22 protein-coding genes and 1 pseudogene are annotated in these 26,353 nt (G+C 66.9%); 11 read left to right on the forward strand and 12 right to left on the reverse strand.

All coding sequences use genetic code 11. The annotated features are described in order from the left end of the window. Positions 1-43: 43 nt before the first annotated feature. The 4 genes and pseudogenes from TBIF_RS00795 to dnaA all read right to left on the reverse strand — a co-directional run. Positions 44-568 carry a DUF721 family protein gene (locus tag TBIF_RS00795; protein WP_024792982.1) on the reverse strand — a complete coding sequence of 175 codons (525 nt, stop codon included), beginning with the start codon at positions 566-568 and terminating at the stop codon, positions 44-46. Further along, a complete protein-coding gene (gene recF / locus TBIF_RS00800) occupies positions 561-1,823 on the reverse strand; it encodes a DNA replication/repair protein RecF (RefSeq protein WP_024792983.1) in 1,263 nt (420 codons plus the stop codon). Before recF ends, TBIF_RS00795 begins: the two co-directional genes overlap by 8 nt. Before the next feature lie 7 nt (positions 1,824-1,830). Beyond that, a complete protein-coding gene (dnaN, locus tag TBIF_RS00805) occupies positions 1,831-3,018 on the reverse strand; it encodes a DNA polymerase III subunit beta (protein WP_024792984.1) in 1,188 nt (395 codons plus the stop codon). A 689-nt stretch (positions 3,019-3,707) separates the two neighbouring features. Then, positions 3,708-5,171, reverse strand: a pseudogene (gene dnaA / locus TBIF_RS00810) (chromosomal replication initiator protein DnaA); the annotation flags it as partial. Between the two features lie 683 nt (positions 5,172-5,854). Here dnaA and rpmH point away from each other — a divergent pair. The 10 genes from rpmH to TBIF_RS00850 all read left to right on the forward strand — a co-directional run bounded on the left by rpmH (position 5,855) and on the right by TBIF_RS00850 (position 14,243). After that, a complete protein-coding gene (gene rpmH / locus TBIF_RS24710) occupies positions 5,855-5,998 on the forward strand; it encodes a 50S ribosomal protein L34 (protein WP_084611467.1) in 144 nt (47 codons plus the stop codon). Positions 5,999-6,024: 26 nt separating this feature from the next. Next, positions 6,025-6,432, forward strand: a complete 408-nt coding sequence (gene rnpA / locus TBIF_RS00815; protein WP_024792986.1) for a ribonuclease P protein component — start codon at positions 6,025-6,027, stop codon at positions 6,430-6,432. Between the two features lie 38 nt (positions 6,433-6,470). After that, entirely contained in the window at positions 6,471-6,794 is a 324-nt protein-coding gene (gene yidD / locus TBIF_RS24715) for a membrane protein insertion efficiency factor YidD (RefSeq protein WP_084611471.1), read from the forward strand. Positions 6,795-6,856: 62 nt separating this feature from the next. Beyond that, positions 6,857-8,032, forward strand: a complete 1,176-nt coding sequence (gene yidC / locus TBIF_RS00820) for a membrane protein insertase YidC (protein WP_024792987.1) — start codon at positions 6,857-6,859, stop codon at positions 8,030-8,032. 111 nt (positions 8,033-8,143) lie between these two features. Further along, on the forward strand, positions 8,144-8,668 hold the full coding sequence (locus tag TBIF_RS00825) for a Jag family protein (RefSeq protein WP_051461292.1): 525 nt from the start codon (positions 8,144-8,146) through the stop codon (positions 8,666-8,668). Positions 8,669-9,070: 402 nt separating this feature from the next. Continuing rightward, positions 9,071-9,229: a hypothetical protein gene (locus tag TBIF_RS25570; RefSeq protein WP_158506300.1), complete on the forward strand. Its 159-nt coding sequence runs from the start codon at positions 9,071-9,073 to the stop codon at positions 9,227-9,229. 1,170 nt (positions 9,230-10,399) lie between these two features. Continuing rightward, entirely contained in the window at positions 10,400-11,074 is a 675-nt protein-coding gene (rsmG, locus tag TBIF_RS00835) for a 16S rRNA (guanine(527)-N(7))-methyltransferase RsmG (protein ID WP_024792990.1), read from the forward strand. A 170-nt stretch (positions 11,075-11,244) separates the two neighbouring features. Next, the gene (locus TBIF_RS00840) at positions 11,245-12,198 is read left to right on the forward strand and encodes a ParA family protein (protein WP_038169320.1); all 954 of its coding nucleotides are present in this window, start codon (positions 11,245-11,247) and stop codon (positions 12,196-12,198) included. Position 12,199: 1 nt separating this feature from the next. After that, entirely contained in the window at positions 12,200-13,276 is a 1,077-nt protein-coding gene (locus tag TBIF_RS00845; protein ID WP_024792992.1) for a ParB/RepB/Spo0J family partition protein, read from the forward strand. 241 nt (positions 13,277-13,517) lie between these two features. Next, positions 13,518-14,243 (forward strand): hypothetical protein, encoded by a 726-nt coding sequence (locus tag TBIF_RS00850; protein WP_024792993.1) that lies wholly within the window; start codon positions 13,518-13,520, stop codon positions 14,241-14,243. Between the two features lie 13 nt (positions 14,244-14,256). Here TBIF_RS00850 and TBIF_RS00855 read toward each other — a convergent pair whose 3' ends face one another. The 5 genes from TBIF_RS00855 to sigM form a co-directional block, all read right to left on the reverse strand. Continuing rightward, positions 14,257-15,450, reverse strand: coding sequence for an N-acetylmuramoyl-L-alanine amidase (locus TBIF_RS00855; protein ID WP_024792994.1), 1,194 nt, complete (start codon positions 15,448-15,450; stop codon positions 14,257-14,259). A 190-nt stretch (positions 15,451-15,640) separates the two neighbouring features. Continuing rightward, complete coding sequence (gene trxA, locus TBIF_RS00860; protein ID WP_024792995.1) at positions 15,641-15,970, reverse strand: thioredoxin; 330 nt, start codon at positions 15,968-15,970, stop codon at positions 15,641-15,643. A 30-nt stretch (positions 15,971-16,000) separates the two neighbouring features. Further along, on the reverse strand, positions 16,001-16,966 hold the full coding sequence (gene trxB / locus TBIF_RS00865) for a thioredoxin-disulfide reductase (protein ID WP_024792996.1): 966 nt from the start codon (positions 16,964-16,966) through the stop codon (positions 16,001-16,003). A gap of 102 nt (positions 16,967-17,068) precedes the next feature. Further along, positions 17,069-17,806: an RsmA family anti-sigma factor gene (locus tag TBIF_RS22545; RefSeq protein ID WP_148302111.1), complete on the reverse strand. Its 738-nt coding sequence runs from the start codon at positions 17,804-17,806 to the stop codon at positions 17,069-17,071. 72 nt (positions 17,807-17,878) lie between these two features. Continuing rightward, a complete protein-coding gene (gene sigM, locus TBIF_RS22550) occupies positions 17,879-18,460 on the reverse strand; it encodes an RNA polymerase sigma factor SigM (RefSeq protein WP_051461288.1) in 582 nt (193 codons plus the stop codon). A gap of 120 nt (positions 18,461-18,580) precedes the next feature. On the opposite strand from sigM, the gene TBIF_RS00875 reads away from it, so the two are divergent. Further along, on the forward strand, positions 18,581-19,594 hold the full coding sequence (locus TBIF_RS00875; RefSeq protein WP_024792997.1) for an AurF N-oxygenase family protein: 1,014 nt from the start codon (positions 18,581-18,583) through the stop codon (positions 19,592-19,594). A gap of 15 nt (positions 19,595-19,609) precedes the next feature. Here TBIF_RS00875 and TBIF_RS00880 read toward each other — a convergent pair whose 3' ends face one another. The 3 genes from TBIF_RS00880 to TBIF_RS00890 are packed head-to-tail and all read right to left on the reverse strand — an operon-like array spanning position 19,610 to position 26,304. Beyond that, positions 19,610-20,326 (reverse strand): TetR/AcrR family transcriptional regulator, encoded by a 717-nt coding sequence (locus TBIF_RS00880; protein WP_024792998.1) that lies wholly within the window; start codon positions 20,324-20,326, stop codon positions 19,610-19,612. A gap of 45 nt (positions 20,327-20,371) precedes the next feature. After that, positions 20,372-23,803 carry a murein biosynthesis integral membrane protein MurJ gene (locus TBIF_RS00885; RefSeq protein WP_084611468.1) on the reverse strand — a complete coding sequence of 1,144 codons (3,432 nt, stop codon included), beginning with the start codon at positions 23,801-23,803 and terminating at the stop codon, positions 20,372-20,374. Beyond that, complete coding sequence (locus tag TBIF_RS00890; RefSeq protein ID WP_051461289.1) at positions 23,800-26,304, reverse strand: DUF6049 family protein; 2,505 nt, start codon at positions 26,302-26,304, stop codon at positions 23,800-23,802. The genes TBIF_RS00885 and TBIF_RS00890 overlap by 4 nt, the downstream gene beginning before the upstream one ends. Positions 26,305-26,353 lie beyond the last annotated feature (49 nt).

Below are 26,353 nucleotides of genomic sequence, written 5' to 3' on the forward strand. Positions count from 1 at the left end.
ACCAGAACTGACGCCACCGAAATCTGAGCCGCGCTGCGCGGGGCTACCCGTAGGTGTCGCGCGGGCCACGGCCGGAGATGTGATGATCACCGAACTTCCAACTGGGTGCCTTGGGCCCGTGGATGCGGACCTGCTTCACGACGCCATGCCCCACGGACTTCGCGATTTTCGCGATGATCGTGGACTGCATGAGCCGCAACTGCGTGGCCCAGGCCGTGGACTCCGCGGTGATGTAGAGGATGTTCTCTTTGATCTCCGTGGGCGTCGCATGGTCCGCGATGTCCGCGCCGACCACCTCCTCCCACAGCCCCAGCACCTTGCCCTCGGCGACGTGCGGGGTCCAGCCGCGGCGCTTGGCTATCGATGCGGTCACGGAGCCGAAAGCCTGCGGATCGCGCGCGTCCGGGCCAGATCCCGACCAGCGCCGGCGGCTCGTGGAATTGCCACGCTTGGGCGAGGCCTTGCCCTGGCCCACCGATTTGCCCTTGGCGAGGGCGTTGGCACGTGCCTCCTCGAGTGCCCGACGCGCCAGGTCGTAGCCGCGTTCGGGCTCTTTCTCGTCAGTCATCCGCCGACCTCCTATCCCTATCGATGCTCGCGGAATTCACTGTGGCCGTGACCGACCCCGGTGGATCTGAGCTCATGCTGGAAACCCGCTGGCCGTCCCGGTCGCTGATCTCCACATACAGTCTGCGCGCGTGCAGCTCCGCCGGCACGTCCTCGGGGACTGCGGCGGTGATCAACACCTGCTCCGTGTGGGCGGCGACCGCCGCCAGCGCGCTGCGCCGCTGCCGGTCGAGCTCGGCGAAGACGTCGTCGAGCATCAGCACCGGGTCCGTGCCGTCCTCACGCAACAGGCTCAGACTGGCCAAGCGCAGCGCGAGGGCATAGGCCCACGACTCGCCGTGGCTGGCATAACCCTTGACAGGGTGCTGGCCCAGACGCAACTCCAGCTCATCGCGGTGCGGCCCGACGAGGCACACGCCGCGGGCGATCTCCCGGTCGCGGACCCGTGCCAGCTCGGCCATAAACGCAGCCTCTAAGAGGTCGATGTCGGCCGGGCCGGTGTGGTCGTTGACGTCCTGGTACTGCGGTGGCATGGACTCGCCCAGGCTGCAGCGGTAGTTGATCGCCGCGTGCTGGGACTCGGGCGCCACGTCCGCATAGGCGGCCGAGATATGGGGCGCCAACTGCGCCAATAGGTCCAGCCTGGTCGCAATCAGCTCGGCGCCGAAGCGCGCGAGGTTGCCATCCCACACCTCCAGCGTCGCCAACGCGCTCGCTGCGTCCGAGGAATTTCCCCGCCGCATGGACGGCCCCGCAGTCTTCAGCAGCGCGGAACGTTGACGCAAAACCTTGTCATAGTCCGCCCGCACGCCCGCCATTCGCGGCCACCGGGTCGTGAGCAACTCATCCATGAAACGGCGCCGATCGCTTGGGTCCCCGCGTACCAGCGAGAGATCCTCAGGCGCGAACAACACGGTCTGGACGATGCCGAGGATCTCCCGGGTGCGGCGCACCGGCGTGCGGTTGATCCCGCCCCGGTTCGCCTTCCCCGGCACCAATGCCAGGTTCACGCTGAGTTCGCGACCCTCGTTGACGGCGGTCGCGGCGATCCGGGCGCCCTCGGCGCCCGCTCTGATCAGGGGCTGGTCGGAGGAGACGCGATGCGAGGTGAGCGTGGAGAGATAGTTCAACGCCTCGAGCACGTTTGTCTTCCCCCGCCCGTTGGCGCCGAGCAAAACGGTGACGCCGGGCTCTAGGTCGACGGTCAAAGACTCCCAGGAGCGGAAATCGTGCAGTTGGACTTGCCGGACAAACACGTGTGCATCAGCCCGGCAGTCGGACGGGCATCAGCAGGTAGGTGTAGTCGCCGTCCGAGGCCGGGTAGGTGCCGGACTCGTTGGCGGCCGGCAATTCCTCCGCCACGGTGGGGCACAGCACGGCGGGCCGGCTGGGGCTGGTGAAGCCGAACTGGACCTTGCTGGTGTGCAAGGCGCCGAGTCCTTCGAGGAGATATCCGGGGTTGAACGCGATGGTCAGCGGCTCGCCCTGGAACTCCGCCATCAATGCTTCCTCTGCGCGGCCGGCATCGTCGCCGCCGGCGGACATGAGCAGTCCCTCATCAGAGAACTGCATGCGGACCTGGGCGCCTCGCTCGGCGACGAGGGCGACACGCTTGATGGCGTCGACCAGTGGGCCGATCTCGACTGCCGCGAGGGCGGTGTGCTCGGTCGGCAGCAGCTGCCGAAACTTGGGAAATTCAGCGTCGAGCAGGCGCGTTGTGGTTTGACGGGCGCTGCCGACAATGCCAAGGAGGCCCTCGGAGGCGACATTGGCGCCGTTGCCCATAGAGAGCTCGATCGGTCCGGCGGCACTGCCAGCCATGGTCTTCGCGGCTTCGGACAGGGTGCGAGCCGGGACCAAGATGGCCGCCTCCACCGTGGAGTCCGCGGGGTTCCATTCGAGCTCGCGGACGGCCAGCCGGAACCTGTCGGTGGCGGCCATGACAATTTTGCTGCCCTCGATCTCCACCCGGATTCCGGTGAGCATCGGCAACGTGTCGTCCTTGCCCGCTGCGACCGCGACCTGCGTGATCGCCTCACCGAATTTGTCGGCAGGCAGCGATCCGGTCTGCGCGGGCGCCGAGGGCAGCTGCGGGTAGTCCTCAACCGGCATCGTCGGCAGGGAGAACTTCGCACTGCCACCGGTGATCGCGAGGCGGGTGCCATCGAATGACACGTCAACGGGCTTGGCAGGCAACGATTTGGTGATGTCCGCGAGAAGTCGTCCGGAGACCAGAATCGACCCGGGTTCATTGACCTCGGCGGAGATCTGCATGCGTGCGGAGGTCTCGTAGTCGAAGCCGGAGACGGTGACGGTGTCTTCCGAGGCCTCGATCAGGACGCCGCTGAGGACGGGGGTGGTGGGGCGGGCCGGAAGGCTGCGCGCGACCCATGCCACCGCGTCTGCGAAATCTTCCCGGGAAACGCGAAACCTCATGCCTGCAAGCTCCATCGGTCCCGGGGGTCCTTCCAGTGATGTCGGTGCCGTGCTCCAACGAAAGGAGCTGCATCCGAGATGTCGATCGGTGTCAGCCAGCGTAACTGGTGCCGGCTGATGCCTGCTCGTCCACCGTAAGGCTTCGAGGGGCTTCCGTAAAGCTGGATCCTCGGACTTGGCGCTGGTCTGAGCCGGTGGGGCCGGGGCGGCAGCGGAACTTTCCCCACAGGCTCTTTTAAAAGATGTTCTTAAGGGATGTAAACAGAAGCAGTAATAGCTCCTGTGCAACTTGTTAGCCGACCGTCTCCCACGCTGGTCGCGATGCGTATCCGGTTGTGGACGGTTGGTATGACAGTTTTGGGCCATCTGGGGACAGTTGGGGAGAGTCAGAAGTTGTTCACGGCTTGTCCCCAGTTTTCCCGACTTGTCCACATAGTTATGCACAGATGTGGAATCTCTGCTCAGGAGTCACACGCGTCCCAAAAATTGTTGGCGTCGAGGCGGGCAAATCACCGCGATCTCCGTGAATCGGTCGACTTTGGGCTGGGAACGGGTAGCTGGCGGAGAGCGGCCCGGGGTCTTCACTAGTGCGCAGAGGGGCAGCTGAGAGGTGTCAGCTGCCCCTCTGCGTCAGACAAAAGAAGCGGCATCCCGACCGTCGTCGGGATGCCGCTTCTCCATGCGTTCGTGGCAGATACTACATATCAGGGCTTGGAACGCTGCTTGATGCGTGCAGTGAGCTCCTGGACCTGGTCGTAGACCTTCCTACGCTCCGTCATCTGCTCGCGGATCTTCTTATCGGCGTACATGACCGTGGTGTGGTCGCGGCCGAACTGCTGCCCGATCTTGGGCAGCGATAGATCCGTTAGCTCACGGCAGAGGTAGAGGGCGATCTGACGGGCGCCCGCGATGGCACGGGTGCGTCCGGGCCCACAGAGCTCGTCGATGCTGGTGTCGAAGTACTCGGCGGTGACCGCCATGATCGTGGCCGCAGAGATCTCAATCGTCGACGAGTCCGGCGCGAGATCGCGCAAGACCACCTCGGCCAGTTTCAGATCGAGCGCCTGCTTGTTGAGCGAGGCGAATGCGGTCACCCGGATCAAGGCGCCCTCGAGCTCGCGAATGTTGCGCTCGATCCTGCTCGCGATCAGCTCCAGGACGCTGTACGGGACGTCGATCTTTTCCATCTGAGCCTTTTTGGACAAGATGGCGATGCGGGTCTCGAGGTCCGGCGGCTGCACGTCGGCGATCAGGCCCCACTCGAAACGGGTGCGCAGTCGGTCCTCCAGCGTTCCCATCGCCTTCGGGGGGCGATCGGAGGTGATGAAGATCTGCTTATCGTGGTTGTGCAGGGCCTCGAAGGTGTGGAAGAACTCCTCCTGAGTGCTCTCCTTGCCCTCGATGAACTGGATGTCATCGACCAACAGCACATCGGCATCGCGGTAGCGGCGCTTGAACTCCTCTTTGCGCTTGTCGCGGATGCTGTTGATGAAGTCGTTCGTGAACTCCTCCGTCGACACGTACTTGACCCGCAGCCCCGGGAACAGGCGCTTCGCGTAGTGGCCCGTCGCATGCAGCAAATGTGTCTTGCCTAGTCCGGACTCCCCCCAGATGAACAAGGGGTTGTAGGCGCGCGCCGGCGCCTCGGCAACCGCGACCGCCGCCGCATGGGGGAAACGGTTGGACGGGCCGGTGACGAAGGTCTCGAACGTGTACTTCTTGTTCAGGCCCGCGCCCTTGCCCTTATCGCCCGGATTGTGCGGCGCCGGGGTGTTGAACCGGGGCGGCCAGGAGCGGTCCAGGCTCTCGCGAGCCTCCCTCTCCTCCTCGAGCAGGTCGGAGTCCTTGCGAGCATCCTCGCCATAAGGGTCTCCGTACGTGTCGGGGGCCGGACGGGACGGGGACTGATGCTGGCCGGAGTCCGTGGGCGTCGCCTCATCGGCGTCGGTGGACCCTGTTTTTCTCAACTGCCCTGCCTCATCCTGATCGTTCGCCTCGATGCGGACGGCGATCTCGATCGGCTGGTTGAGATGGCGCTGGAGGGATTCGGTGATGGGGGTGCGGAGCACTCGTTCGATGGCGTCTCGGGCGAAACTCGAGGGCGCGGACAACAACGCGAAGCCACCGGCCAAGGTGATGGGGCGGGCCAGCAGCAGCCATGCTCGTTGCTGGCGGGTCAGGGGCAGAGTCCCAGTTCCGTCAGGGGACGAAGACGCCTCGCTAGCAGGACTTGTCAGTTCCGCGACCACGAGTGGCCAGACCCGTGACAACACGTCGGGATTACTATCCACGCGGCTTCTGCCTCTCCAGCTTTCCTATCTCGAGCTGCGGAAACGATGGTCCTCCGCAGGGCTTTTTCAGGGGTATTCCTGTCTCCACACGATTATCCCCAGCTGTGGACAAGTCTGGCCTACCCGTTTTGCGGGCAGACCAGGACCCCATTTTGAGCGCGCTCGGGTGTGCCAGGCTGTTGGGCCGCGGCATCATCCGAGTGCCCCAGTGACGAGGGCGGTCCATACTGTTGGGCCGAACGCTAACAAGGATGGCGTCGGTCTGCAATCGGGGCAAGCACAGTATTCTGAGGTTCTCAAGGATCTCGGGTTCTTGGCGTGTTGGCGGGGCGGGCATGAGGCTCCGACCCCAGTTTGACCTTCACACCGCTGCTGAGTAGTCTCGGGCAGTCACCCGTTGTGTCGGGAGCTCTGTCGATGCTGGTCATTAATTTGACCGCTTTGAAGGTTTCGCGGATCCCTCGTAACACGTGGGGATTCGGTGCACGTCGACATGATGGGTTCCCAGTCAGAGTTAGTGGCGCCGCAAGGGCGCCGGCATAGATCGAGGAGTAATCACCGTGAGCAAGGGCAAGCGGACATTTCAGCCGAACAACCGGCGTCGCGCGCGCGTTCATGGCTTCCGGCTGCGCATGCGTACCCGTGCGGGCCGTGCAATCGTGGCAGCTCGTCGCAACAAGGGCCGCGCCACGCTGACTGCCTAATAGCGGGCACGAGCGCGGATCCACAGTTGCTGCCAGAACGGCACCGTCTAAGTCATCGCAAGGATTTTTCCTCTGTGATGCGCGGCGGACGACGCTGTGGTCGACATGACGTGGTGGTGCATATCAATGCACTGCCACGTTTCGTCGATTCTGCAGCCTTGTCGGCCGGCGGCGAGGCGGCCGACCGCCATCTAGTCAAGACTGGGCCGCGTGTCGGCCTCATAGTCAGCACAGCCGTCGGGAACGCGGTGGTTCGCCACCGCGTGGCCCGGCGGCTTCGTCATGTCGCGTGCACCGTGCTCGGTGACCTCGATCCCGGCATCGACATTGTCTTGCGTGCCCTTCCTGGCGCCGCCACCGCGACCTCGGCTGAGCTGCGGCAACAGATCGAGTCGGCCTTGCTGAAGCTCCGGGTGCGGGAGCCCAGGTCGTGACGGCGCCGAGCTTGCTGCGCAGGATCCGGTCGTGGCCCATGCGGGCCGCGGTGTTCTGCATCGAGCTCTATCGCACGTATATCTCCCCCATGAGACCGCCCACGTGCCGTTTTACCCCGACCTGCAGCGAGTACGCGGTGGAGGCTCTGCGAGACTGGGGACTATTGCGAGGGCTGGCCCTGGCCATGTGGAGACTGCTGAAGTGCGGTCCGTGGCATCGTGGCGGCTGGGACCCCGTACCGCAGAGAAGACATGACCGTAACAACGCTTCGGAGGAGTTGGACGTGGAACGCTTGGAGGCCTCTAGTGAGAGCCTCGGCGTCGCGACCGCTTCATCGGCGCCCACAGATCAACATTCATAGCCGGATCTGATCCGGGAGGGCTGCCTGGCAGTCTGCACCGAGAATAAGGAGTGCCCAGCGTCGTGCTGAACTTCATCTATTGGCCTGTCTCGGCCATCATGTGGGTGTGGTACAAGCTTTTCAGCTTTGTGCCAGAAGCGGTGCCCGGGATGGGGCCGACCGGTGCCCTCACGTGGATCCTCGCCGTGGTCTTCCTTGTGTTCACCCTGCGCGCTGTCCTGTACTGGCCGGCGGTGAAGCAGATTCGCACGACGCGGCAGATGCAGGAGCTGCAGCCCCAGATCAAGGCGCTGCAGAAGAAGTACAAGAACGACCGTCAGCGCATGGCCACGGAGATGCAGAAGCTACAGAAGGAACACGGGTTCAACCCGCTGCTCGGCTGTCTCCCTATGTTGGCCCAGGCGCCTGTCTTCATTGGCCTGTTCCACGTGCTGCGCTCGTTCAACCGCACGGGCACCCGATTCGGCCAGATCGACATCTGTGGCGACGTTCCCAACCCCCTGGCGGACAACACCTGTGCCGAGCTGAACGCGAGCCTTGGCAACTATGCGTTCAGTTCCGGCGACGTCCACAACTTCCTGCAGGCGAACATCTTCGGCGTGCCGCTCTCGTCCTATATCTCACAGCCGGCGAAGGAATTCGCCGCGTTCGTCGGCTTCATCGACGAGATGCCGACCCGCTGGCAGATCGCGGCCGTTGCCATTCCCCTGATGATCATCGCGGCGGTTGCGACGTACCTGAACTCCCGCGCGTCCGTGGCCCGTCAGAGCCCCGAGGCGGCGGCCGCCCCGCAGGCGAAGATCATGAACAAGCTGGCCCTCTACGTCTTCCCGCTCGGAGTGCTCGTCTCGGGCGCGTTCCTGCCAGTCGCGATCTTGCTCTACTGGGTTGCGAATAACGGCTGGACTGTGGTGCAGCAGCACGTGGTGTTCGGCCAGATCGAGAAGGAAGAGGAAGCCAAGAAGCAGCGGCTCCTCGAGATCCGCTCAGAGCGTGCGCCCAAGCCTGGTGCGGTCCCCCAGGTCGGGAAGAAGGCCAAGCCTGTCGACGACGTCCTGGTCGTCGACGCGGAGGACTCCGACGAGGATGACGAGTCCCCGAAGCCGAAGCCCGCGGCTGGCGACAAGCCCGCCGGTGGTGCGGGCGGCGCCCAGAAGCAGGGCGGCCAGCAGCGGAATAAGAACAGGTCCGCGGGTAATCGGCCCGGTGGCGGCAAGAGCAAGAAGAAGCGTAGGTAGCTGTGGTGCAGTCCAGCTAGGGACCTTCGCTACACCCAACATGCCACCCAGATTTATGGGGATTGACGACAAGGAGAACCTGACGTGACGCAGGAAGACGTGGACCACGTAATGCCCGACGAGGTTGCTGTGGAGACGGTCGAGATCGCAGACAAGTCACAGGACGACGGCGGCGACGACCTGTTGGTGGAGGAGGGCGAGATCGCGGCCGACTACCTCGAGCAGCTGTTGGACGTGCTGGACTTCGACGGCGACATCGATCTCGATGTCGAGAGCAACCGCGCCATGGTCAGCGTCGTGGGCGGCGAGGACCTCGACAAGTTCGTCGGGCGCAAGGGCGAGGTCCTGGATGCACTGCAGGAGCTGACACGTCTTGCCGTCCAGCAGCAGACCGGCACTCGCAGCCGGTTGATGCTGGATGTGGCCGGCTGGCGGGCGGGCCGCCGGGCTGACCTGACGATCGTGGGCCTCGACGTGTGCGAGCGGGTGAAGTCCTCCGGTGCGAGCGAGGAGCTCTCCCCCATGACCCCGTTCGAGCGCAAGATCGTGCACGACGCGGTTGCCACGGTCTCGGGTGTGCGGAGCGAGAGCGCTGGTGTGGAGCCGTCGCGACGGGTAGTCGTTCTCCCCGGGTAGGCGGTGGCCGCCCATGGGCGGCGGATGGATTGAGGTGGCGTCCGGGCATTGGCCCGGGCGCCACCTTTCATATATCAACCGGCGGAGCCGGCCTCGTGTGTGTAGGACGCCTGCCTAGCGAGGCCTCTTCGAGTGATCGTCGCGATGAAGAAGCCGCGGCTGCTACCTCCATCATGAGGACGGACCGGGTCGGGTCGGCCATCTAGGGCCTCCGAGGGCTTGCAAATGGTCTTTGAGTGGGCGGACCATGCAGGCCACCCAGTCCTGAAGTTCGCTGGAGTTGCCAGCCTGGGCGACCATACGTTTACAAATCTGATCTACCTGTTCGGTGTGTGAGCGGACTATCGCTCGGACCAGGTCGGATTTGGTTCCGAAGTGATAGCTGACGGTCGCATCGTTGCCTTGTCGCTGGTGATCCAGCAGCTGATTCAACTGCCCGCCGCTACCGGTTACGGCATGGACAAGTGGTCGCTAGCTGTGGGTCTCGTCATGGCGCCGCAGGGCTTCGTGATGATGATCATGGCTGGACTGTCGGCGGTCATCGCCAAGTCTCGGGCCTGAAGGTGACGCTCATGCTCGGCGCCGTGACGGTGGCGGCCGGCTACGCACTGAACTTCGCGTTGATGTCGGAAGTCTGGCACCTGGTACTGGTCTCCTGCTTTTATCGGCGCTGGTGTCGGCTTCGCCTACGGATCCCTGCCCTCGCTCATCATGAGCGCGGTGCCGGTCTCCGAGACGGCCGCAGCAAACAGCCTCAATATGTTGATGAGGGGAATCGGCAGTTCAGTCGCCAGCGCACTGGCCGGTGTGATCCTTGCTCAAATGACAATGCCGATCGGGGCAGCCACGGTGCCGCCTGAGAACGCCTTCAAGGTCGTCATGAGAATCGCTTGTGGCGCAGCACTTCTCGCGCTCGCCGTCTCTGAGTGCCTTCCGCGTCAGGGCTTGCTGGTCAGTGGGGATACATCGGAGATGCCCAGGCCGTCTCTCCCCCCGAGTTGGTCGCGCCCGTTCGCCGTGCGTGACCTGAGATTGGGTCCGCGGCGAATCTGACATCCCACGCAGCTTGGGAGCGTGTCCTAATCGCTTGAGGCGCATCGTGATGGCCCCCGCCACCGCTTGTGGGCACCGACGGCTCGTTCAGCGACGTTGCGGCCTGTCGGAGTCCGGCGGTGTCGGCATCGGTGCGCAGCGCGGCATGGACCTGATCCCAGGCGCCGCCCTGGCCGTACGGATGGTGCGTTTCCGCATGGTCTGGCTCGGCGGCCACGTGCCCCGGGCACAACAAGGACGCCCTCCCATATGTGCCGTCGGGCCGCGAGGGCGTCATTCGCTCTGCTGTAATCGATGCGACCATCGCCTGGCCGGCAATTTGCGGCGAGACCCGCGGTCTGTGCACTGACGGGGATGGCGTGATGGATAGCCTCCGCCGCTGGCTAGCGCCGGATTGAGGTTCAAGAGATCCCATGTGTGGACAAAGTCATCCGTCGGCGACTTCGGTGGGCAAATGACGCACGGAGCAGTCAACAGTCCCGGATAGTAAGAGTGCCCCGATGGGCCCGGATGCCGCCGGTGAATTATCCACAGGTGTATTGGGGGTGCCTTGTGTGTGCGGGCCGGTAGCAGGGAGAATGGTGCTGCGCCTGGGATTGGGTCTGCGGATCACCGTGTTCGCCCCGGTCGGCAGTCCGCTGTGTCTGATCCCATTGCGACCATATCTATCTAGTGAGGATGTTTCACGTGGAACAAGACCTGCCTGATTCGCTGCGCGAGGCGGCCGAGGAGATCTTCGGGGACAGGCTGGAGCTTGCCCTTGCCTATGGCCGCTCGCTCGCCACCGCCGGCGTGGAGCGTGGTCTCATCGGCCCGCGCGAGGCGCCCCGCCTATGGGAGAGGCACATCCTGAACTGTGCCGTCCTGGGCGAGTTGGTCGACCGTGACGCCACCGTCGTCGACATCGGGAGCGGCGCCGGTCTGCCGGGTATCCCCCTGGCGATCGCCCGGCCCGATCTGCGCGTGACCCTCGTTGAGCCGCTGCTGCGCCGCACGAAGTACCTCGCCGAGATAGTTGAGGAGTTGGAGCTTGGCGTGGCGATTGTCCGCGGCCGGGCAGAGCAGCCCGGGGTGCTCAAGGAGGCCGGCGGGGCGGATTACGTCACCTCGCGGGCGGTCGCCCCGCTGGAGAAGCTGGCTCAGTGGTCGCTGCCCCTCGTGCACACCGGCGGCCAGTTCATCGCCATCAAGGGGTCGAGTGCGCAGGAGGAGATCGACCGCAGCGCCGAGGCTCTCCGGCGCCTGGGCGCCGGATCTGTGGAGGTTGTCCAATGCGGCGAGGATCTTCTGCCGACACCGACTACCGTGGTGCGTGCGACCCGGGAGTCGAAGCGGACCCTGCGGCAGCGGTAGATCCTCTCGGATAGATCGTCGATGGCACCCAGTGGCGTCGACGCAATGGTGGAATTACCGCAGTGGTGGAAGTACTGGGAATCGCGTTGTTGGTCGATTGCAAGGACGCGCTCCCGCCAGACAATCTGGATGGCTGCACGCGTGTCGGCAGCCAAGGTGAAGGAGCAGGGATTGTGAGACAGGCTTGGGCCGGGGTTTCACGTGAAACATTCGATTCACGTGAAACAGACGAACTACCGCCATCGGCGGATATGGACGGGGAGGAGGCTCCTATGGGCCAGCACCTTTCGGCGACGGTGGGTGGATCCCTCCCCCGGCCGACCAACCGGCGGATCATCACGATTGCCAACCAGAAGGGCGGGGTGGGTAAGACCACCTCTACGGTCAACCTGGCGGCTGCACTCGCCGCAAACGGGTTGGGCGTCCTGGTTGTAGATCTGGACCCGCAGGGGAACGCCAGCACGGCACTGGGCATCGACCACCGCTCTGGCGTGCCCTCCACCTATGAGTTGCTCATCGGTGAGGTGACCCTGGAGCAGGCGATCCAGCGCAGCCCTCACAACGAGAACCTCTATTGTGTGCCCGCGACGATCGACCTCGCCGGCGCGGAGATCGAGTTGGTCTCCATGGTGGCCCGCGAGGGGCGCCTGAAGAGCGCCCTGGACGACGCGGCGTTGGACAAGCGCACCATCGACTACGTCCTGATCGACTGCCCGCCGTCGCTGGGGCTGCTGACCGTCAACGCACTGGTGGCCGCGAGAGAGGTCCTGCTGCCCATCCAGTGCGAGTATTACGCGCTCGAGGGGGTCGGACAACTTCTCCGTAATATCGAGCTCGTGCAGGCGCACCTGAACCGCGCCCTGCACGTGTCGACGATCTTGCTGACGATGTACGACGGCCGGACCAAGCTCGCGGGCCAGGTTGCGGAGGAGGTCCGGAACCATTTTGGGAGCATGGTCCTGCGGACGATGATTCCCCGCAGCGTGAAGGTGTCCGAGGCTCCCGGCTTTGGGATGACGGTCCTCGACTACGCGCCGTCCTCCCGTGGGGCGATGAGCTATATGGACGCCGGCCGGGAACTCGGCGAACGAGGGGTCACGATGACTACGGGACAGGAGCAGTGAGATGAGCCAGCAGCGCAAGGGCGGTCTTGGTCGAGGGTTGGCCGCATTGATCCCCACGGGTCCGGCCGACGGGCCGCGACTCGGTGAGGCTGCGGCCAGCGTGGTCATCGGCGGCGAGAGCAGTGCCGATCGGAAGCGCAAGGCGGACGCGAAGAAGAGCAAGGGGAACGCCGCGTCAGGCGTGCTGCCGGCTATGCGGCCGCCCGTAGATGGCTCCTCCTCGGTCGCTGCGGAAGACGCGCAGGAAGATGCCGCCGGCTCCCCCGAAGTGGCGGAGATGGGTGCCATCTACCGGGAGATTCGGCCCGAGCTGATCGAGCCAAACCCCAAGCAGCCACGCCAGGTCTTCGACGACGAGGCGCTCGCGGAGTTGGTGCACTCCATCCGCGAGTTCGGCCTCATGCAGCCGATCGTGGTGCGCGAGGTCGCGCCCCAGCAGTATCAGCTCGTCATGGGAGAGCGGCGCTGGCGGGCCAGCCAGCTGGCGGGGCTCGAGACGATTCCGGCCATTGTCCGCGAGACCGCGGATGACAGTCTGCTCCGCGACGCGCTGCTGGAGAACATCCACCGCGTCCAGCTGAATCCCCTCGAAGAGGCGGCGGCTTATCAGCAGCTGCTCGAGGAATTCGACGTCACGCACGAGGAGTTGGCGAGCAGACTGGGGCGCTCTCGCCCGGTGATCTCCAATATGATCCGGCTGTTGCGACTCCCCGTCCCGGTCCAGCGGAGGGTCGCCGCGGGCGTACTCTCGGCTGGCCACGCGCGGGCCCTGCTCTCCCTCGAGGCGGGCGCTGCGGCGCAGGAGGAAATGGCTGCCCGAATCGTCGCCGAGGGTATGTCCGTGCGTGCCACGGAGGAGGCGGTAACCCTTGCGAACCGCGATGATGCTCAGGACGCCGCCCCTACCCCGCGTCGCAAGCCGATCCAGATGCCCGGCCTTCAGGAAGTCGCGACGCGGCTCTCGGACAACTTCGACACCCGCGTGACCGTCAGTTTGGGCAAGCGGAAGGGCAAGATTGTCGTCGAATTCGGGACTGTTGACGACCTCGAGCGGATCGTGAAGCTGATGGATCTGTAGTGAACCGTTTTATGACGGAAGACCCGCACCCGGGTACCCGCGGTAATAGTGTCACTGTGACGTAATGGGTTGCGGTGGGTGAATTCGCCGTCGAACGATTATTGAATTATTAAGGGGCACAAAGTCTTTCACGTGTCATGGTGATCGTTCGGCGGGGTGCGGGCTGCTGAACTATTCTGGACTCGGCCCAGCCGATTAATAAGCGTGATAAATCGGCAAAATTGGCGATTGGGGATCTGCGGTGTCCATCAGCACGACGGCGTTGACTCTGAGCTCCGTGGGGTCCTTCGCCGGGCATTCTCGAGACTGCACCTTTTGGGAGATGGACCCCGCGATGTCCGCGCCCGGCACGACCGCGGATCCAGGGCTCGAGAAGGAAGCCTGGCTCTCTGCCCTGCTTCTCGAATGGGGATCCTGCGGCCGGATGGTCTGGGACGGCGAGGCCTTGGCCGGGCACGCGCTATACGCGCCGCCCTCGGACGTGCCCCGCTCCCGTCTGTTCCCCACCTCTCCGGTGACCGCGGATGCAGTGCTATTGATGAGCATCGACATCTACGACCAGTCGGTGCCGTGGAGCGCGATCACTCCGCTGATGAACGCGGTGACGGGCGACCTGGTCCGGCGGGGGGTTCGCGCCATCGAGGCGTTCGGCTATCGCGAGAGCGCGCCCGAGACGGAGTTCGACCCCTCGATGCTCCTGCGGGACGTGGTCACGCCGGGGACAGGCGACTGCTCCCCTGGGCGTTGCATGATCCCCGTGGGTTGGCTCGAGCAGCTGGGCTTCCAGGAGGTGGCGCCGCATCACCGCTACCCGCGCCTGCGTTTGGAGCTGGGGCGGGATCTGGGGTGGAAGGCGGAGGTCGAGGCCGCACTGGAGAAGCTGTTCGACGAGGCCGCGTTGGTGGGCTCAGGGTCCGTCGGGACCATGGGCGCCGGCCTGGCAAACGCGGCGATGCGAGCGAAATAGCCTGTGCCCCCGGCTAGTCCGCCCGGGAGAGCTCCTCGGCCAGGAGCTCTGAGAACGTGTAGGTTCCGGTGGGCTGATCGTCATTGTCGAGCAGGTACAGGCGCTTGATGCCCACCAGGATGGCCTCGGCGATGATGTCGCGGGTCTGGGGATTGATCATGATCGCGGAGTCCGCGTCATTGGTGAGATAGCCGGCGTCGATCTGCACGGCGGGCATTCGCGTCAGGCGCAGGACCTCCCAGGTGCGCGCGTGCGAGCGGCAGTCGCGCAGTGCTGTGCGAGCGACAATCTCACGCTGGATGAACCCGGTGAGGATCGACCCGATCGGTGAGTAGGAGCCGTGCAGGGTGCCGAAATGGAAGCTCGCCACGCCATTCGCGCGCACCGAGGAGCCGGTGGCGCAATGCAACGAGATCATCAGGTCGGCGCCGAAGGCGTTGGCAGTCTCGGCGCGTTCGGTAATCGAGGGATTATTGCGCCGGCCGCGGGTCAGCATGGTCTCCATGCCGGTTGCCGCCATCCGCCCCTCGAGCCGCTGCGCAAGGTCCCAGATGATCTCCGCCTGGCTGATGGGCCCATCCGGGCCATCGATGATCAGGCCGGTCTCGAGGCCGCCGAGGGCGGGGTCGATGACAATCCGCTTGCCAGCGAGCCGGGGCCCGGAGCGACGCACGTTCTCATGCTCGGTCAGGGCGTTGGGCGAGCCGCCGGTGACGCGGGCCCCGAGGTACTGCAGGGACCGCAACGTGCCTGGACCGCAGATACCGTCGGCGGCGAGCCCATACTCGGACTGGTACGAGATCAGCGCGGCGTGCGTGATGGGACCGAAATAGCCGTCGACGAGCCCGTGGTAAAAGCCGAGGTCCTGGAGGCGCAACTGCAGGGCGGCCACATCGTCCCCGTACATGGGCGCGGCCAGCTGATAGAGCAGTGTGCGGGCGCCCAGACGGAAGGACGCGCCATGGAGAGCCAGGTAGGTCGAGTTGCCGACCACACCGTCCACCAAGAGCCCGCGCTGCTGCTGGAAGGTGCGCACAGCCAGATCCAACGCCTGGTTGAAGACAGACTCGCGGCTAGTCCAGCGATCGCTGCCGACCTGGACGGTGGCGTCGATGGCCTCGAGTCCGTCCAACAGGCCGAGGCCGGTCAGCTTGGCTCGAATCTCAGAAACCGCGGCGCCCTGGTCGCCAAGGCGGAGTGGCTGCATACCTTGGGGCCTTCCTTACATAATCTCCCGCGACTGCGCTAAATTGCGGAATCTGGGTCGGTTGGAACAAGTGACAGTGTCCTGAACAGGGTACGTCAGACCCTCGCCGGAGCGCTGGCGGGGACAGGGCTAGGCCAGCGTCAATGGCCTGTCACCTGTGGGTTTAGCTGGGCGACAACACACCTGGCGGTTAGAGGAACTCCGCGATTGCCGCGTGGAGCTTCTTCTTGGACTGGGCGCCCACCAACTGCGCCACCTGCTTGCCGTCCTTGAACACGATCAGCGTGGGAATCGACATGATCTGCAGATCCCGCTGCAGCCCCGGGGCCTGGTCGATATCGACCTTCGCGAAGGTGACCTTGTCGGAGTGGTCGCGGGCCAGCTCCTCGAATACTGGCGCGATCATCTTGCAGGGCCCGCACCAGGTGGCCCAGAAGTCGACGATGACCGGCTTATCGGACGCCAAGACCTCCGTGGGGAAGGACTGCTCGGTGACGGTGACGCTCGTGCCTGTGCTCATAGCCTGTGCTCCTATCGGGAAACTTCGGATTTAGACGCTGGCGGAGACGGTCTCCGCAGGCGCCTCGGCGCGCTCTGCGAGCCAGCGCTCGGCCTCGATGGCGGCGGAGCAGCCGGTGCCGGCCGCCGTGATGGCCTGGCGGAAGGTGTGGTCGACCAGGTCGCCGGCCGCGAAGACGCCGTCGACCGACGTCGAGGTGGACGGGGACGCGACGGTGACATAGCCGTCGGCATCGGCGTCGACCTGGCCGCGGACGAGCTCGCTGCGGGGATCGTGGCCGATGGCGACGAACATCCCGGTGACCTCGAGGGTGCTCTCCGCGCCGGTGACGGTGTCACGGAGACGGATGCCGGTGACGCTGTTCTCGCCGAGGACGGCGATGGGCTCGGCGTTGGTGACGAACTTGATCTTCTCGTTGGCGCGGGCGCGCTCGAGCATGATGCGCGACGCGCGGAACTCCTCGCGGCGGTGCACCAGGGTGACCGAGCGGGCGAAGCGGGTGAGGAAGGTGGCCTCCTCCATCGCGGAGTCGCCGCCGCCGATGACGGCGATGTCCTGGTCGCGGAAGAAGAAGCCGTCGCAGGTGGCGCAGGCGCTGACGCCGCGGCCCAGCAGCTCCTGCTCCCGAGGGATGTCCAGGTAGCGGGCGGCGGCGCCCATCGCGAGGATGACGGCCTTGGCATAGAAGATCTCGTCGCCGACGGTGACGGACTTGATCTCGCCCGAGAGGTCGATCGCATCGACATCCTCGGTGCGCACGTCCGCGCCGAAGCGCATGGCCTGCTCGCGCATCTGCTCCATCAGGTCCGGGCCCATGATGCCCTCGCTGAAGCCGGGGAAGTTCTCGACGTCAGTGGTGGTCATCAGCGCGCCGCCGAACTGGGTGCCCTCGAACAGCAGCGGGGCCAGCTGCGCACGGCCGGCGTAGACGCCAGCCGTGTAGCCAGCCGGGCCGGAGCCGACGATGATCAAGTTGTGGACGGTCGAGGAGCTCATGCGGGCCTTCCGGTCATGCAAAAAATCAGGGAATGTGCCGGCGGTGCGAGCGCCGGTGTCGTCATAGACAACACCAGCCTAGATTGTGTTGTTCCCGGCGGGTCAATCCGAGACGGTGTTCACCGCGAGCAAGTCCGGATTGCTCGCGGAGCAACGATCCCCGAGGACCAGGGCGATCACGATCGGCGGCCGATCGCCGGGAATGAGCAGGAGGGTGCCGAGCCGGTCGCCCACCTTCGCCTGCACGGCGCCGAGCAGTGTTGTGTCGGCCGCGTATCCGTTCGCGCTTAGACAATCCGACCGGAGCCGGGCATCGCTCAGCCGCCCCATGACCGTGCTGCCCTGCACGGCCAGTGCCGCGCTGGGCGGCACGGTGCCATCTGGCAGGTCGAGGGTGCCGGCGATGGTGGCTGGCGGCGCGGCGACGGGGGGCTCAGGCGGGGTCCCGCCGAACTGGCCGAGCCCGACGAACCAGCCCGCGCCGACGACAATCGCCGCGGCGGCCGCGGCGGCGACGACGGTGAGCCGCGACCACGGTCCGCGGCGCTGCGCGACGGGCGGGGAGGCGGCGTCGTCCGCGGCCGCCGGCAGTGCGAGCAAGGTGCGTTGTAGCCGGGCCGCGACGAACTCCGGCATGGGCTCGACTGGGCCGCCGAGCGTGCGCAGCTCGGCCGCGGTGGTGTCGAGGGCCGCGAGCACGGCGGCGGCGTCGGCATCCTCGCGCGCCCGCGGCCAGAGCGCGTCGGCCTCCGCGTCGGGCAGGAGGCCGGCGTGCAGATCGGCGAGGAGTTCGGGGGCGAAGGGGGGCGTTGGAGTCTCGCCAGGCACAGGATCACGCATCTGCACGGCCCTCCCCTCGAGCAAGTTCCTCTTGTCTGTTTTGACGCGCTGTGATGACGCACGGTTCCATCGCTACTGGCCGTCCTTCAGGTGTTCGAGCAGGCGCGCGAGTTTGAGGCGGCCGCGCGAGGCGCGGCTTTTGACCGTGCCGACGGGTATAGAGAGCAGCTCCGCGGTCTCCGCGACGGAGAGCCCCTGGAGGTCGACGGCGACGATGACCTGGCGTTGCTCGTCCGGCAGGGCGGCGATCGCCTCCTGCACCACCATGGTGGTCTCGAACTGCCGATAGTGGTCGACGGTGTCCGCCGGGCCGCCGTCCGCAAAATCTGGCATCGGCACCGCGGCGCGGACCTGATTGCGCCGCATCCGGTCCAGGCAGCTGTTGACGACGATGCGGTGGAGCCAGGACCGCACGGCGGCATCACCGCGGAAGGAGCCGGCCCGGCGATGGGCGGACAGCAGGGCCTCCTGCAGGGCGTCGGCGGCGTCCTCGGGCGAGCGACTGGTGCGGCGGGCGAGGCCCCAGAGGTAGTCCTGATGTCGGCCGACGAGCTCGGCGAAGGCGCGCGGATCGCCCTGTGCATGCGCCGACAACAGCTCGGTGTCAGAGACCGAGCGCACTCTGTCCTCGTCGCCGCGCACGAGCCGAACCATATCGCACCGGTTTGGAGCGCTGAGCCAATAAAAGAATAACTCCGCGCACAACGGTTGTATGAGACGCGGAGTCCCGCTAAACTTCCGTCAAGTGGCCGAAGTCATAGCAAGGAGGAAACGATGACGCTCTCAACCGCGCCGCGCGCACGGGTGGCACAAGCTGATCCGCTGCGCCAGGACTATCGGGACCTCCTGGCGACCCTCTCGCAAGGATCGGTGCACAAGAATTTCGATCCCTACCTCGACATCGACTGGGACTCCGCCAATTTCGCGATCGACCGGGACGATCCCCGCTGGCTGCTGTCGGCGGAGACGGACCCGCTCGGGGGCACCAGCTGGTACCAGGGCCTCCCGCTGGACCGCCAGATCGAGATCGGTCGCAGGAGGGGCGCCAATTCGATCAAGGTGGGCTCGGCGTTCGAGAGCATCCTGATCCGGTTGATGATGCAGTACGCGATGACGCTGCCCAACGGGTCGCCGGAGTTCCGCTACTGCCTCCACGAGATGACCGAGGAGTGCAATCACATCCAGATGTTCCAGGAGCTGGTGAACCGGATCGGCGACGATGTGCCGGGTATGCGCCGGCATTTCCGCATCCTGTCGCCACTGGTGGGCGTCCTGGGAGGTTACTTCCCCCTCCTCGGCTTCATCGGCATCCTCGGCGGGGAGGAGCCCATCGACCACTACCAGAAGTCGCTGATCCGGGCGGGCGCGGACATGCCGCCGGCCGTGCGCCGAGTCATGCAGATCCACATCGCCGAGGAGGCCCGCCACATCTCCTTCGCCGGGGAGTTCCTGCGCACCCACATGGGCCGGATGGGCCGGGGCAAGCGATCCGTCTACGCCGTCCTGTTCCCGCTGACCATGCGTTGGCTGGCAGGAGAGATCATGACTCCGTCGAAGTCGTTCGCCGCCGAGCTGGGGATCCCGCCGGAGGTGCGCCGGGAGGCCTTCTGGCGCAGCCGCACCTCGCAGGCGCTCCTCGCGGGCTATTTCGGAGACATGCGGGCGCTGGCCGAGGATCTTGGGCTGATGAACCCGGTGAGCCGACGGGTATGGCGCCTCGCCGGCATCGACGGCCCAGCAACCCGCTATCGCAGCGAGCCGGAGCGCTCGGCGCCACCTGCGGCGTAGGCGACGTTCCGAGCCCTAGCTCTGGCCGGTCGAGAGTTGGGCGACGACGGCGATGAGCTCCTGGCGGGGGTCGATGACCAACCCGGCGGACCGGACGGCGCCGTCGAGCACGTACCAGGAGTACAACGCCAAGTCCCCCACAATTTCCGCCCGGGACTTCTCCGGCGCCGGATCGCGCACCCACTCCCGGAGGGTGCCCTCCACCATCGTCACCACGGCGAACGGGACCGAGGAGAACTGCGCGGCGTCAATGCCGATGGCCAGGCCGAGGGTGGCGAGCAGCTCGCGGGCCTGTTGCGAGACCCGCAATTTCAGGTTGGTCACGGCGTCGATGCCAGGCGCGTCATGGGTCGGGCCGGTGCGCGCGAACTCGCCCTGCCGGGGATGCTCCGAGAGCCATTCGGCGACCGAGTCGATGGTCCGGTGCAGGATCTCCTCGATGGAGCCGGACGAGATGTCGAGGTTGGTGGTGATGGTCGCCGCGAAGTCGTTGATCAAATGCGAGCGCAGGCGCCGGTCCAAATCGTCGCGGCCGTCGAACTGCCGGTACACCACGGACTTGGCCAGCCCGGCTCGCTTGGCGACCTGCTGCATGGAACGGTCGGCGTCCTCCTCGAGCAGTTCCAGCGCCGCCTGCAGGATCATTGTCTGCCGCTTGACGTTGTGGGGCTGCCACCGGACTTCATATCCAGACGCCGTGTCGGCGCGCGCGCTCTCCTGCTCCGTGGACATACCGTGGAGTGTAGCCAGGCGGGGCCTGGCGGCCAGCGGTTGTGGCTACTCGGAGCCGATGAACGTGACCTGCGAGAGCTTGCTCTGGAACTGCCCCCCGGAATCGCCCAACTGAGTGATCCACACCAGCACATACCGGCCGGCCTGTGGATTCTCGACGGGGATGTCGGTGTGGCCGTCCTGGAGCACGGCGCCGCCGATCAGCTGGGTCTGCTCAAGCGTCGCGTCGGGGCTGGGCGCGCTGCGGATCTCCACTCGGGTGCCGGGGCTGGTCGAGTCGATGCCGACGCTCTGCAACCGCGCCGGCTGCTCCAGCTGAGCCATCAGACCGACGCCGTTCTTGAGCGCGGGCAACTGCTGGAAGTACTGGTCGGTGCTCCACGCGGTCGCGGGATCGCCGTCGATCGCGTTCCTGGCGATTGCGGGGGAATCCGCCACGCCCATTGGCGAGTACACGGTGACGTCGGACACGGCCAGCGGGTGGACGGCCGGCGGGGCCTCGGTCGGGGTGTCGTCGGAGGGGGTGGCCGGCGGGGTGGTCTCCGTCGGGGTGAGCCCGATGTTCTGCTGGGACATCGGCTCGTCGGACCCGATGAAGAAGTCGGTGAGGGTGCCCACGAGTACGACGGCGACGATCACGAGGGCCACGCCAAGGGCGGACAGGGCGATTGTCATCTTCCTGCGGCGGGCGGGATCGGGCCCGTCAGGGTTGTCACCGTCCTCCTCGATGGGCCGTGCGCTCTGGCGCGGCGCGTCGGTCCTGGGTGTGGACGTGGACGTGGGCGCTGGCGTGGCCCCGAGCGCGGTGCCGGCCTGCTCCAGCACATGTTGGACGGTGGCGGCGGTGCGAATGCCGCTGTTGCCCTGGACGGCGCGCATGGCCACGGCGGAGATCTCGAAGGGGATCTCGGGGCGGATGGTGTGGGGCTCGACGGGCAGCCCACGGGGATCGAGCAGCGCCTGGCGGAGGCTGCCGACCTCGATGTGCGGCTCCTTGCCCTCCTCCGACTCGTCCACGGGCCACTCGTTGGTGAGCAGGGCGTAGAGCGCGGCGCCGAGTCCGCGCACGTCGTGAGCCTGGTCTGAGGTGGCCAGGGTCGCGGGGAAGGCGAGCACCGCGGTGCCGTCCTTGGCGATGCGGATGCGGTCGGGGTGGTCGATGGCGAGGGCGGTGCCGAGGCGGTGGGCGTCCTCCGCGGCGCCGGCGAGCGTGGCGATCGCGCGGGCGGCGCCGAGCGGTGACGGGCTGAGCGCGCTGACCTCGTGCAGGGGGTTGCCGTCGGTCCACTCGGAGACGACGATGCCGCCGGAGCTGCCACGGACCACATCCAGCACGCGGGCGACTCCGGGCGAGTTGAGGCGGCCCAGGCGCAGAGTGCGGGTGAGGATCTCCTGGGGATCGTCCTTGGCGGTGCTGTGCGGTGGCTCGCCGGCGGCCTGGTCTTGCAGGGCGTCCACGAAGGTGAGGGCGACCTCGCGCTCGAGACGGGTGTCCAGGGCCTGCCAGAACTGCAGGGGCTCGGCGCCGCCGTGGCGGGCAAGGAGCCGGTAGCGGCCACCCGCGATCATCGCGCCCGGGATCAGCCGGGGTCCGCGGGGCGGTTGGCGGCGGCGGTCACGGGCGGAACGCGCGCCGGGACCTGACGGTGCCGGTGAAGCCTGTGCGTCCGGATCGCTCACGTTCAAAGTCCTCAGGGCAGCGTCGACCCGCGGCAATAGCGGGACATAGGTGAATGGGTCAAATTCAGAGTACGGGACCATCGGCGTCTGGATGGGGTGCGACGCGGCAGGGTGGAGTCCGTGGGACTCGGTCTGCGCAGGGGTTTCGGGGGCGGGGGCACCGCCGGGCAGGAGTCGCCGGATCAGGCCGGTCACCGCACCGGACACGGCGAGGACCTCGGGGACCTTGAGCCAGATCAGCAGTCCGAAGGTGACCCCGAGCATCAGGGTGCCGTTGACGGCGACGGCCAGCAGCGAGAACAGGCCGCCGTGGCGCTCCGCGAACTCGTGGATTCCCAGGGCCGCGTCGAGCAGCAGGATCACGGCCACGCCCACCGCGGACGCGGCGAGCACCTTCATGCCGAGGCCGGCGATGACCTTCAGATTGAGGAGGCCGAGGGCGCGCCGCAGCAGGGCGATCCCGACGGCGGCGCCGACGATGAAGCCCAAGCCATTCGCGGCGCCCAGCGCGACCACGACGTGCTTGGGGTCGACGAGGCTGGGCGCCAGCACCGAGAGCGCGATCTTGACGGTGGTGATGCCGATGATGATGAAGGTGGGGATCCACGCCTGCTCCCGCGCGTAGAACACGCGCAGGTGCAGCAGCACGATCGAGTACGGGATGAGCGTGAACGCGGACGCGGACAGGGTCAGGCCGAGCAGGGACGCGTCGTTCTCCCCGAAGTTGCCGTAGTTGAACAGCGCGCGCCCGATAGAGGGCCCCTCGGCGGTGAAGAACGCGACGACGGGGATCAGCGCGACCATCGTCAGCTTGGTGGCCATCGTGAGGTCGGCGACCACGGCGCGGTTGTTTTTCGCGGCGGCGTTGCGGCTGAGTTGCGGCATGACGGCGGTGAGGAGGGTGACGCCGAGGATGCCGTACGGCACCTGCAGGAGCATCCACACGAAGCTGTAGATCGCGGGTCCGGCGGCGTCGGCGCCGGCGGTGATGCGGTTGGTGACGACGAGGCCGGCCTGGCTGATCATCACGTACACGACGATGGCCACGCCCATGCCCGCAAAGCGCTTCAGACGCGGGTCCAGGCCCCACAGCGGGCGCATGTCGATTCTCTGCCGGCGTAGCGCGGGGACCAGGACCAGGGCCTGCGCGACGACCCCCAGGGTGGTGCCGATGCCCAACACCAGCAGCTTGGGCTCCCCCATCCGCACGGGGTTCAGCGAGATCTCGCCCGGCATGAGATAGAAGATCGCGAGGGTGGAGATGGCGACGACGTTGTTCAGGACCGGTGCCCACGCCCCGGGCTTGAACACGCTGCGGGTGTTGAGCACCGCCGTGAACAGGCCTGCGGCGCCGTAGAACAGGATCTGCGGCAGCAGCAGGTAGGCGAAGACGGTGGCCAGGCCGACGTCGACCTTGCCGCCCTCGGGCAGCATCAACCCCGTCAGCCACGGGGCCGCCAGCACCGAGGCCACCGCCGCCACCGTGAACACGGTCATCGCCGCGGTCAACAGTCTGCGGACGAACGCGGCGCCGTGATCGTCGTCCTCTTGCTCCGCGCGCACCAGCACCGGGATCACGATCGCGGTGAGCACGGCGCCGAGCACCAGCTCCGAGATCAGGTTCGGCAGCTGGTTGGACGTGTTGAAGGCGCTGGCCATCGCGGGGCCTAGGACGGCGGCCATCAGCAAGATCTTGACGAACCCGGTGATGCGGCTGATCAGTGTGGCGATCGCCATCGATCCTGTGGACGCGAGGACACTGGGTGCGGGCTTGCCACCGCTCATCTGCTTGCTCATCCTTCGGCCCCCGGCTGGTCCGGCGGGGTGATCACGGGTCGGCGTTCATCCGACGGGTCGGGCTTGCCCTTGATGCGGTGCCAGGCACGTCGGCCGGCGAGCAGGAGCAGCAAGGCACCGAAGACCGCGGTGACGATCGGTATCAGGTTGCCATAGGCGTTCGAGTGCAGCGAAATGTGGATCTCCTCGCCCAGCGGGGAGCCGTCGGGCGCGAGCAGCCCCACCCGCAGGTCGATCTGGCGGCTGAACTCGATCTCCGCCGGCACCTGGATCTGGCGGCTGCCGCGGGCGGGCAGCGTGTAGTCGGTGAAGTTGTGAATGTTCACACCCTCTGGCGCGGTGATCTCCAGCCGCACCCGCACCGCGATGGGCAGGTCGTTCTTCGCGACCAGCAACAGCGGGCTCTGCGAGGAGGCCAGGGTGTAGACGGAGCCCGGCGACAGCACGGTGATCGCCTGGAACTGCTCTGTCAGCGACTCGTCCAACGCGGCCAGCCGGGTCCGCGCCGCGGCCTCGGCGGGCTGGGGATCCTGGCCGTCGAGATTTGCGGTGCTCAGCGAGCGCAGTAGGTCCTGGGTTAGCGGCCGCAAGTAGGTGTCGGGGGTCAGGCCCGCATTGGGGACATCGACCAGGATGCCGCGCAGGGAATCCAGCCGGGGCAGCATCGTGCGCACGTCGGCGGCGAGGTCGGTCCAGCCCGACTCCTCGGGAGATTCCGCCGTCACCTCGCCGACGCCATCGCCGGGCACGGAGTCCACCAGGCCCGCCACCGGGGCGTCGGGCGCCTTGGCCAGGGCAAGCGCCTCCGGCAGCGGCCGGGAGATCGCGAGCCCGTTGGCGATGAGCCGCGCATAGGCGGACAACACGGCGGTGGCCTCGTCTTCGTCGACCGACCAGAGTTGCGGCGGCGTGAGGATGACCGGGCTCGGGGCGGGCGCGGGTGGGGTGCTGGCCGATGGGACGTCGGAGTCGGCGCGCGACGGCGGGATCATCGGCCAGACGATCGCGCCGAGGGCATCCTGCAGGCGCGCGAACCGCGAATCATTGTCGACGCGGTAGCGCAGGTCCTCGGGCACGAAGGTCGGCGTCGCGGGGTCCTCGCCCGTGGCGGCGAGGGCCGCCGCGGCCGGCAGGTCGAAGGAGGTGGCGCTCAGCAGCGGGTTCACGTCTTCTAATCGCATCGCGGGGGCACCGGCGCTGGTGGCGTTCGCGGCCAGCAGCAGCGTCGTCGGCGTGTCGGTGGGTAGGGCGTTCGCGGTGTCCGTGTTCAGCTGCCCGGTCGCGGGCCACAGCATCCCCGTGACACCGGTGGTGCCGAGGAGGTTGTTGACGATATCCGCCGCCGCCGTCGTCGCCTCACTGGTCAGCTGGGGGTCCTCAGCGTCCGTGACGGCGCCCAGCTCGGCCTGCGCGTACGGCATCGCGACGGTGCACATGGCGCCGGCGAGCGTGCGCAGAGTGGAGAGCCAGTTGGTGGCGGCCTCCTGCCCGGTCCCCGGCGTCGTAGGGGCGGTGGGATCGGTGGGGTCCGACGTGACCAGGTAGCCGTGCGTCATCGCGTCGACGGTGACCAGCAGGTCGGGGTCGATGGCCAGACACAGCCCGGCGGTCACGGCGGGATCCGGCGCCGCGCTGTCCGGGGTGACGGTCTCCTGGAGCGCGTCCAGCATCCCGTGCAGCCGGCCGCCGGCCGCGAGCGAGTCCGCGAGCGAATCGTCGATCAACCGGGTGACGGGGTTGGAGTCCACGGTCGGCTGGCCGGGGATGCCCGCGGCAAGCTTGGGGGCGTTTGCCAGCGGATACAGCATCGTCATCGGAACCGGGGAGCTCACGCGCGGCAGGACCGCGGGCTCGTCGGGCGCGTCGGCGCTGGAGGTGGCGGCCGTGGTGGACCGGGCGGCGGGCAGGCCGAGGACCGGGAGGAGGAAGCGGGCATCGTCGAGCCGGGCCGGGCCGCCATAGTCTGGGGTGCCGTTGACATTGACGAGCAGCGGGTAGACGCCGGGCTCGGTGATGTTCAGCGAGGCCTCGGTGGTCGCTCGCAGCGGCAGCGACAAGGCGAACTTGGCGGTGGTGCCCTGTTCGAGCTCGGCGGTGATCTGGTGGAACTCGCCGACCGTGTCGTAGCTGCCCTGGTCGAGTTGCAAGACACCGCGCAACCCCTCAGGCTCGTCGATCCGGTTCGCGCGTTGGAGCCGCACCTGCACGTCCGACACGCCCCGGTCGCCGATATTGGCCACCGACCCGATGACCGTCACGGTCGCCGGGCTGCCCGGCTCCACGATCTGCGGCGTCACGGAGTCGATGCTCAGGTGCAGGAACTGCTGGCTGGGATCGGCGGGGGCCTGGTGCGCGGGAGCCTGGTGCGCGGGCGTGCCGGCACCCGCCGCCGTCGCGACGCCGGCCGCCGGGCCGCAGAGGAGTGCGGCGGCGGCCACCGCTGTCGCCGCCCGGCGCAGCGCGTGCCGCAGGCCGGACGATCTGGTGGTCCGATAACTCATTTGTGGCCGGTCTTCCCCCTGGACTTGGGGAGCATGGACAGCGGCGACA

Origin of the sequence: Tomitella biformata AHU 1821 (assembly GCF_000524475.1) — a bacterium.
GTDB classification, from domain to species: Bacteria; Actinomycetota; Actinomycetes; order Mycobacteriales; family Mycobacteriaceae; genus Tomitella; species Tomitella biformata.

What these genes read in the sequence shown, in the direction of transcription:
- TBIF_RS00890 (WP_051461289.1), bottom strand. Translation starts at nt 26,304, where the DNA reads ATGAGTTATCGGACCACCAGATCGTCCGGCCTGCGGCACGCGCTGCGC.
- TBIF_RS00880 (WP_024792998.1), bottom strand. Translation starts at nt 20,326, where the DNA reads ATGTCCACGGAGCAGGAGAGCGCGCGCGCCGACACGGCGTCTGGATAT.
- TBIF_RS00855 (WP_024792994.1), bottom strand. Translation starts at nt 15,450, where the DNA reads ATGCAGCCACTCCGCCTTGGCGACCAGGGCGCCGCGGTTTCTGAGATT.
- trxA (WP_024792995.1), bottom strand. Translation starts at nt 15,970, where the DNA reads ATGAGCACAGGCACGAGCGTCACCGTCACCGAGCAGTCCTTCCCCACG.
- TBIF_RS00825 (WP_051461292.1), top strand. Translation starts at nt 8,144, where the DNA reads ATGCCCGACGAGGTTGCTGTGGAGACGGTCGAGATCGCAGACAAGTCA.
- yidD (WP_084611471.1), top strand. Translation starts at nt 6,471, where the DNA reads ATGCGGGCCGCGGTGTTCTGCATCGAGCTCTATCGCACGTATATCTCC.
- TBIF_RS00845 (WP_024792992.1), top strand. Translation starts at nt 12,200, where the DNA reads ATGAGCCAGCAGCGCAAGGGCGGTCTTGGTCGAGGGTTGGCCGCATTG.
- sigM (WP_051461288.1), bottom strand. Translation starts at nt 18,460, where the DNA reads ATGGTTCGGCTCGTGCGCGGCGACGAGGACAGAGTGCGCTCGGTCTCT.
- trxB (WP_024792996.1), bottom strand. Translation starts at nt 16,966, where the DNA reads ATGAGCTCCTCGACCGTCCACAACTTGATCATCGTCGGCTCCGGCCCG.
- rsmG (WP_024792990.1), top strand. Translation starts at nt 10,400, where the DNA reads ATGTTTCACGTGGAACAAGACCTGCCTGATTCGCTGCGCGAGGCGGCC.
- TBIF_RS00795 (WP_024792982.1), bottom strand. Translation starts at nt 568, where the DNA reads ATGACTGACGAGAAAGAGCCCGAACGCGGCTACGACCTGGCGCGTCGG.
- TBIF_RS00875 (WP_024792997.1), top strand. Translation starts at nt 18,581, where the DNA reads ATGACGCTCTCAACCGCGCCGCGCGCACGGGTGGCACAAGCTGATCCG.
- dnaN (WP_024792984.1), bottom strand. Translation starts at nt 3,018, where the DNA reads ATGGAGCTTGCAGGCATGAGGTTTCGCGTTTCCCGGGAAGATTTCGCA.
- TBIF_RS22545 (WP_148302111.1), bottom strand. Translation starts at nt 17,806, where the DNA reads ATGCGTGATCCTGTGCCTGGCGAGACTCCAACGCCCCCCTTCGCCCCC.
- TBIF_RS00885 (WP_084611468.1), bottom strand. Translation starts at nt 23,803, where the DNA reads ATGAGCAAGCAGATGAGCGGTGGCAAGCCCGCACCCAGTGTCCTCGCG.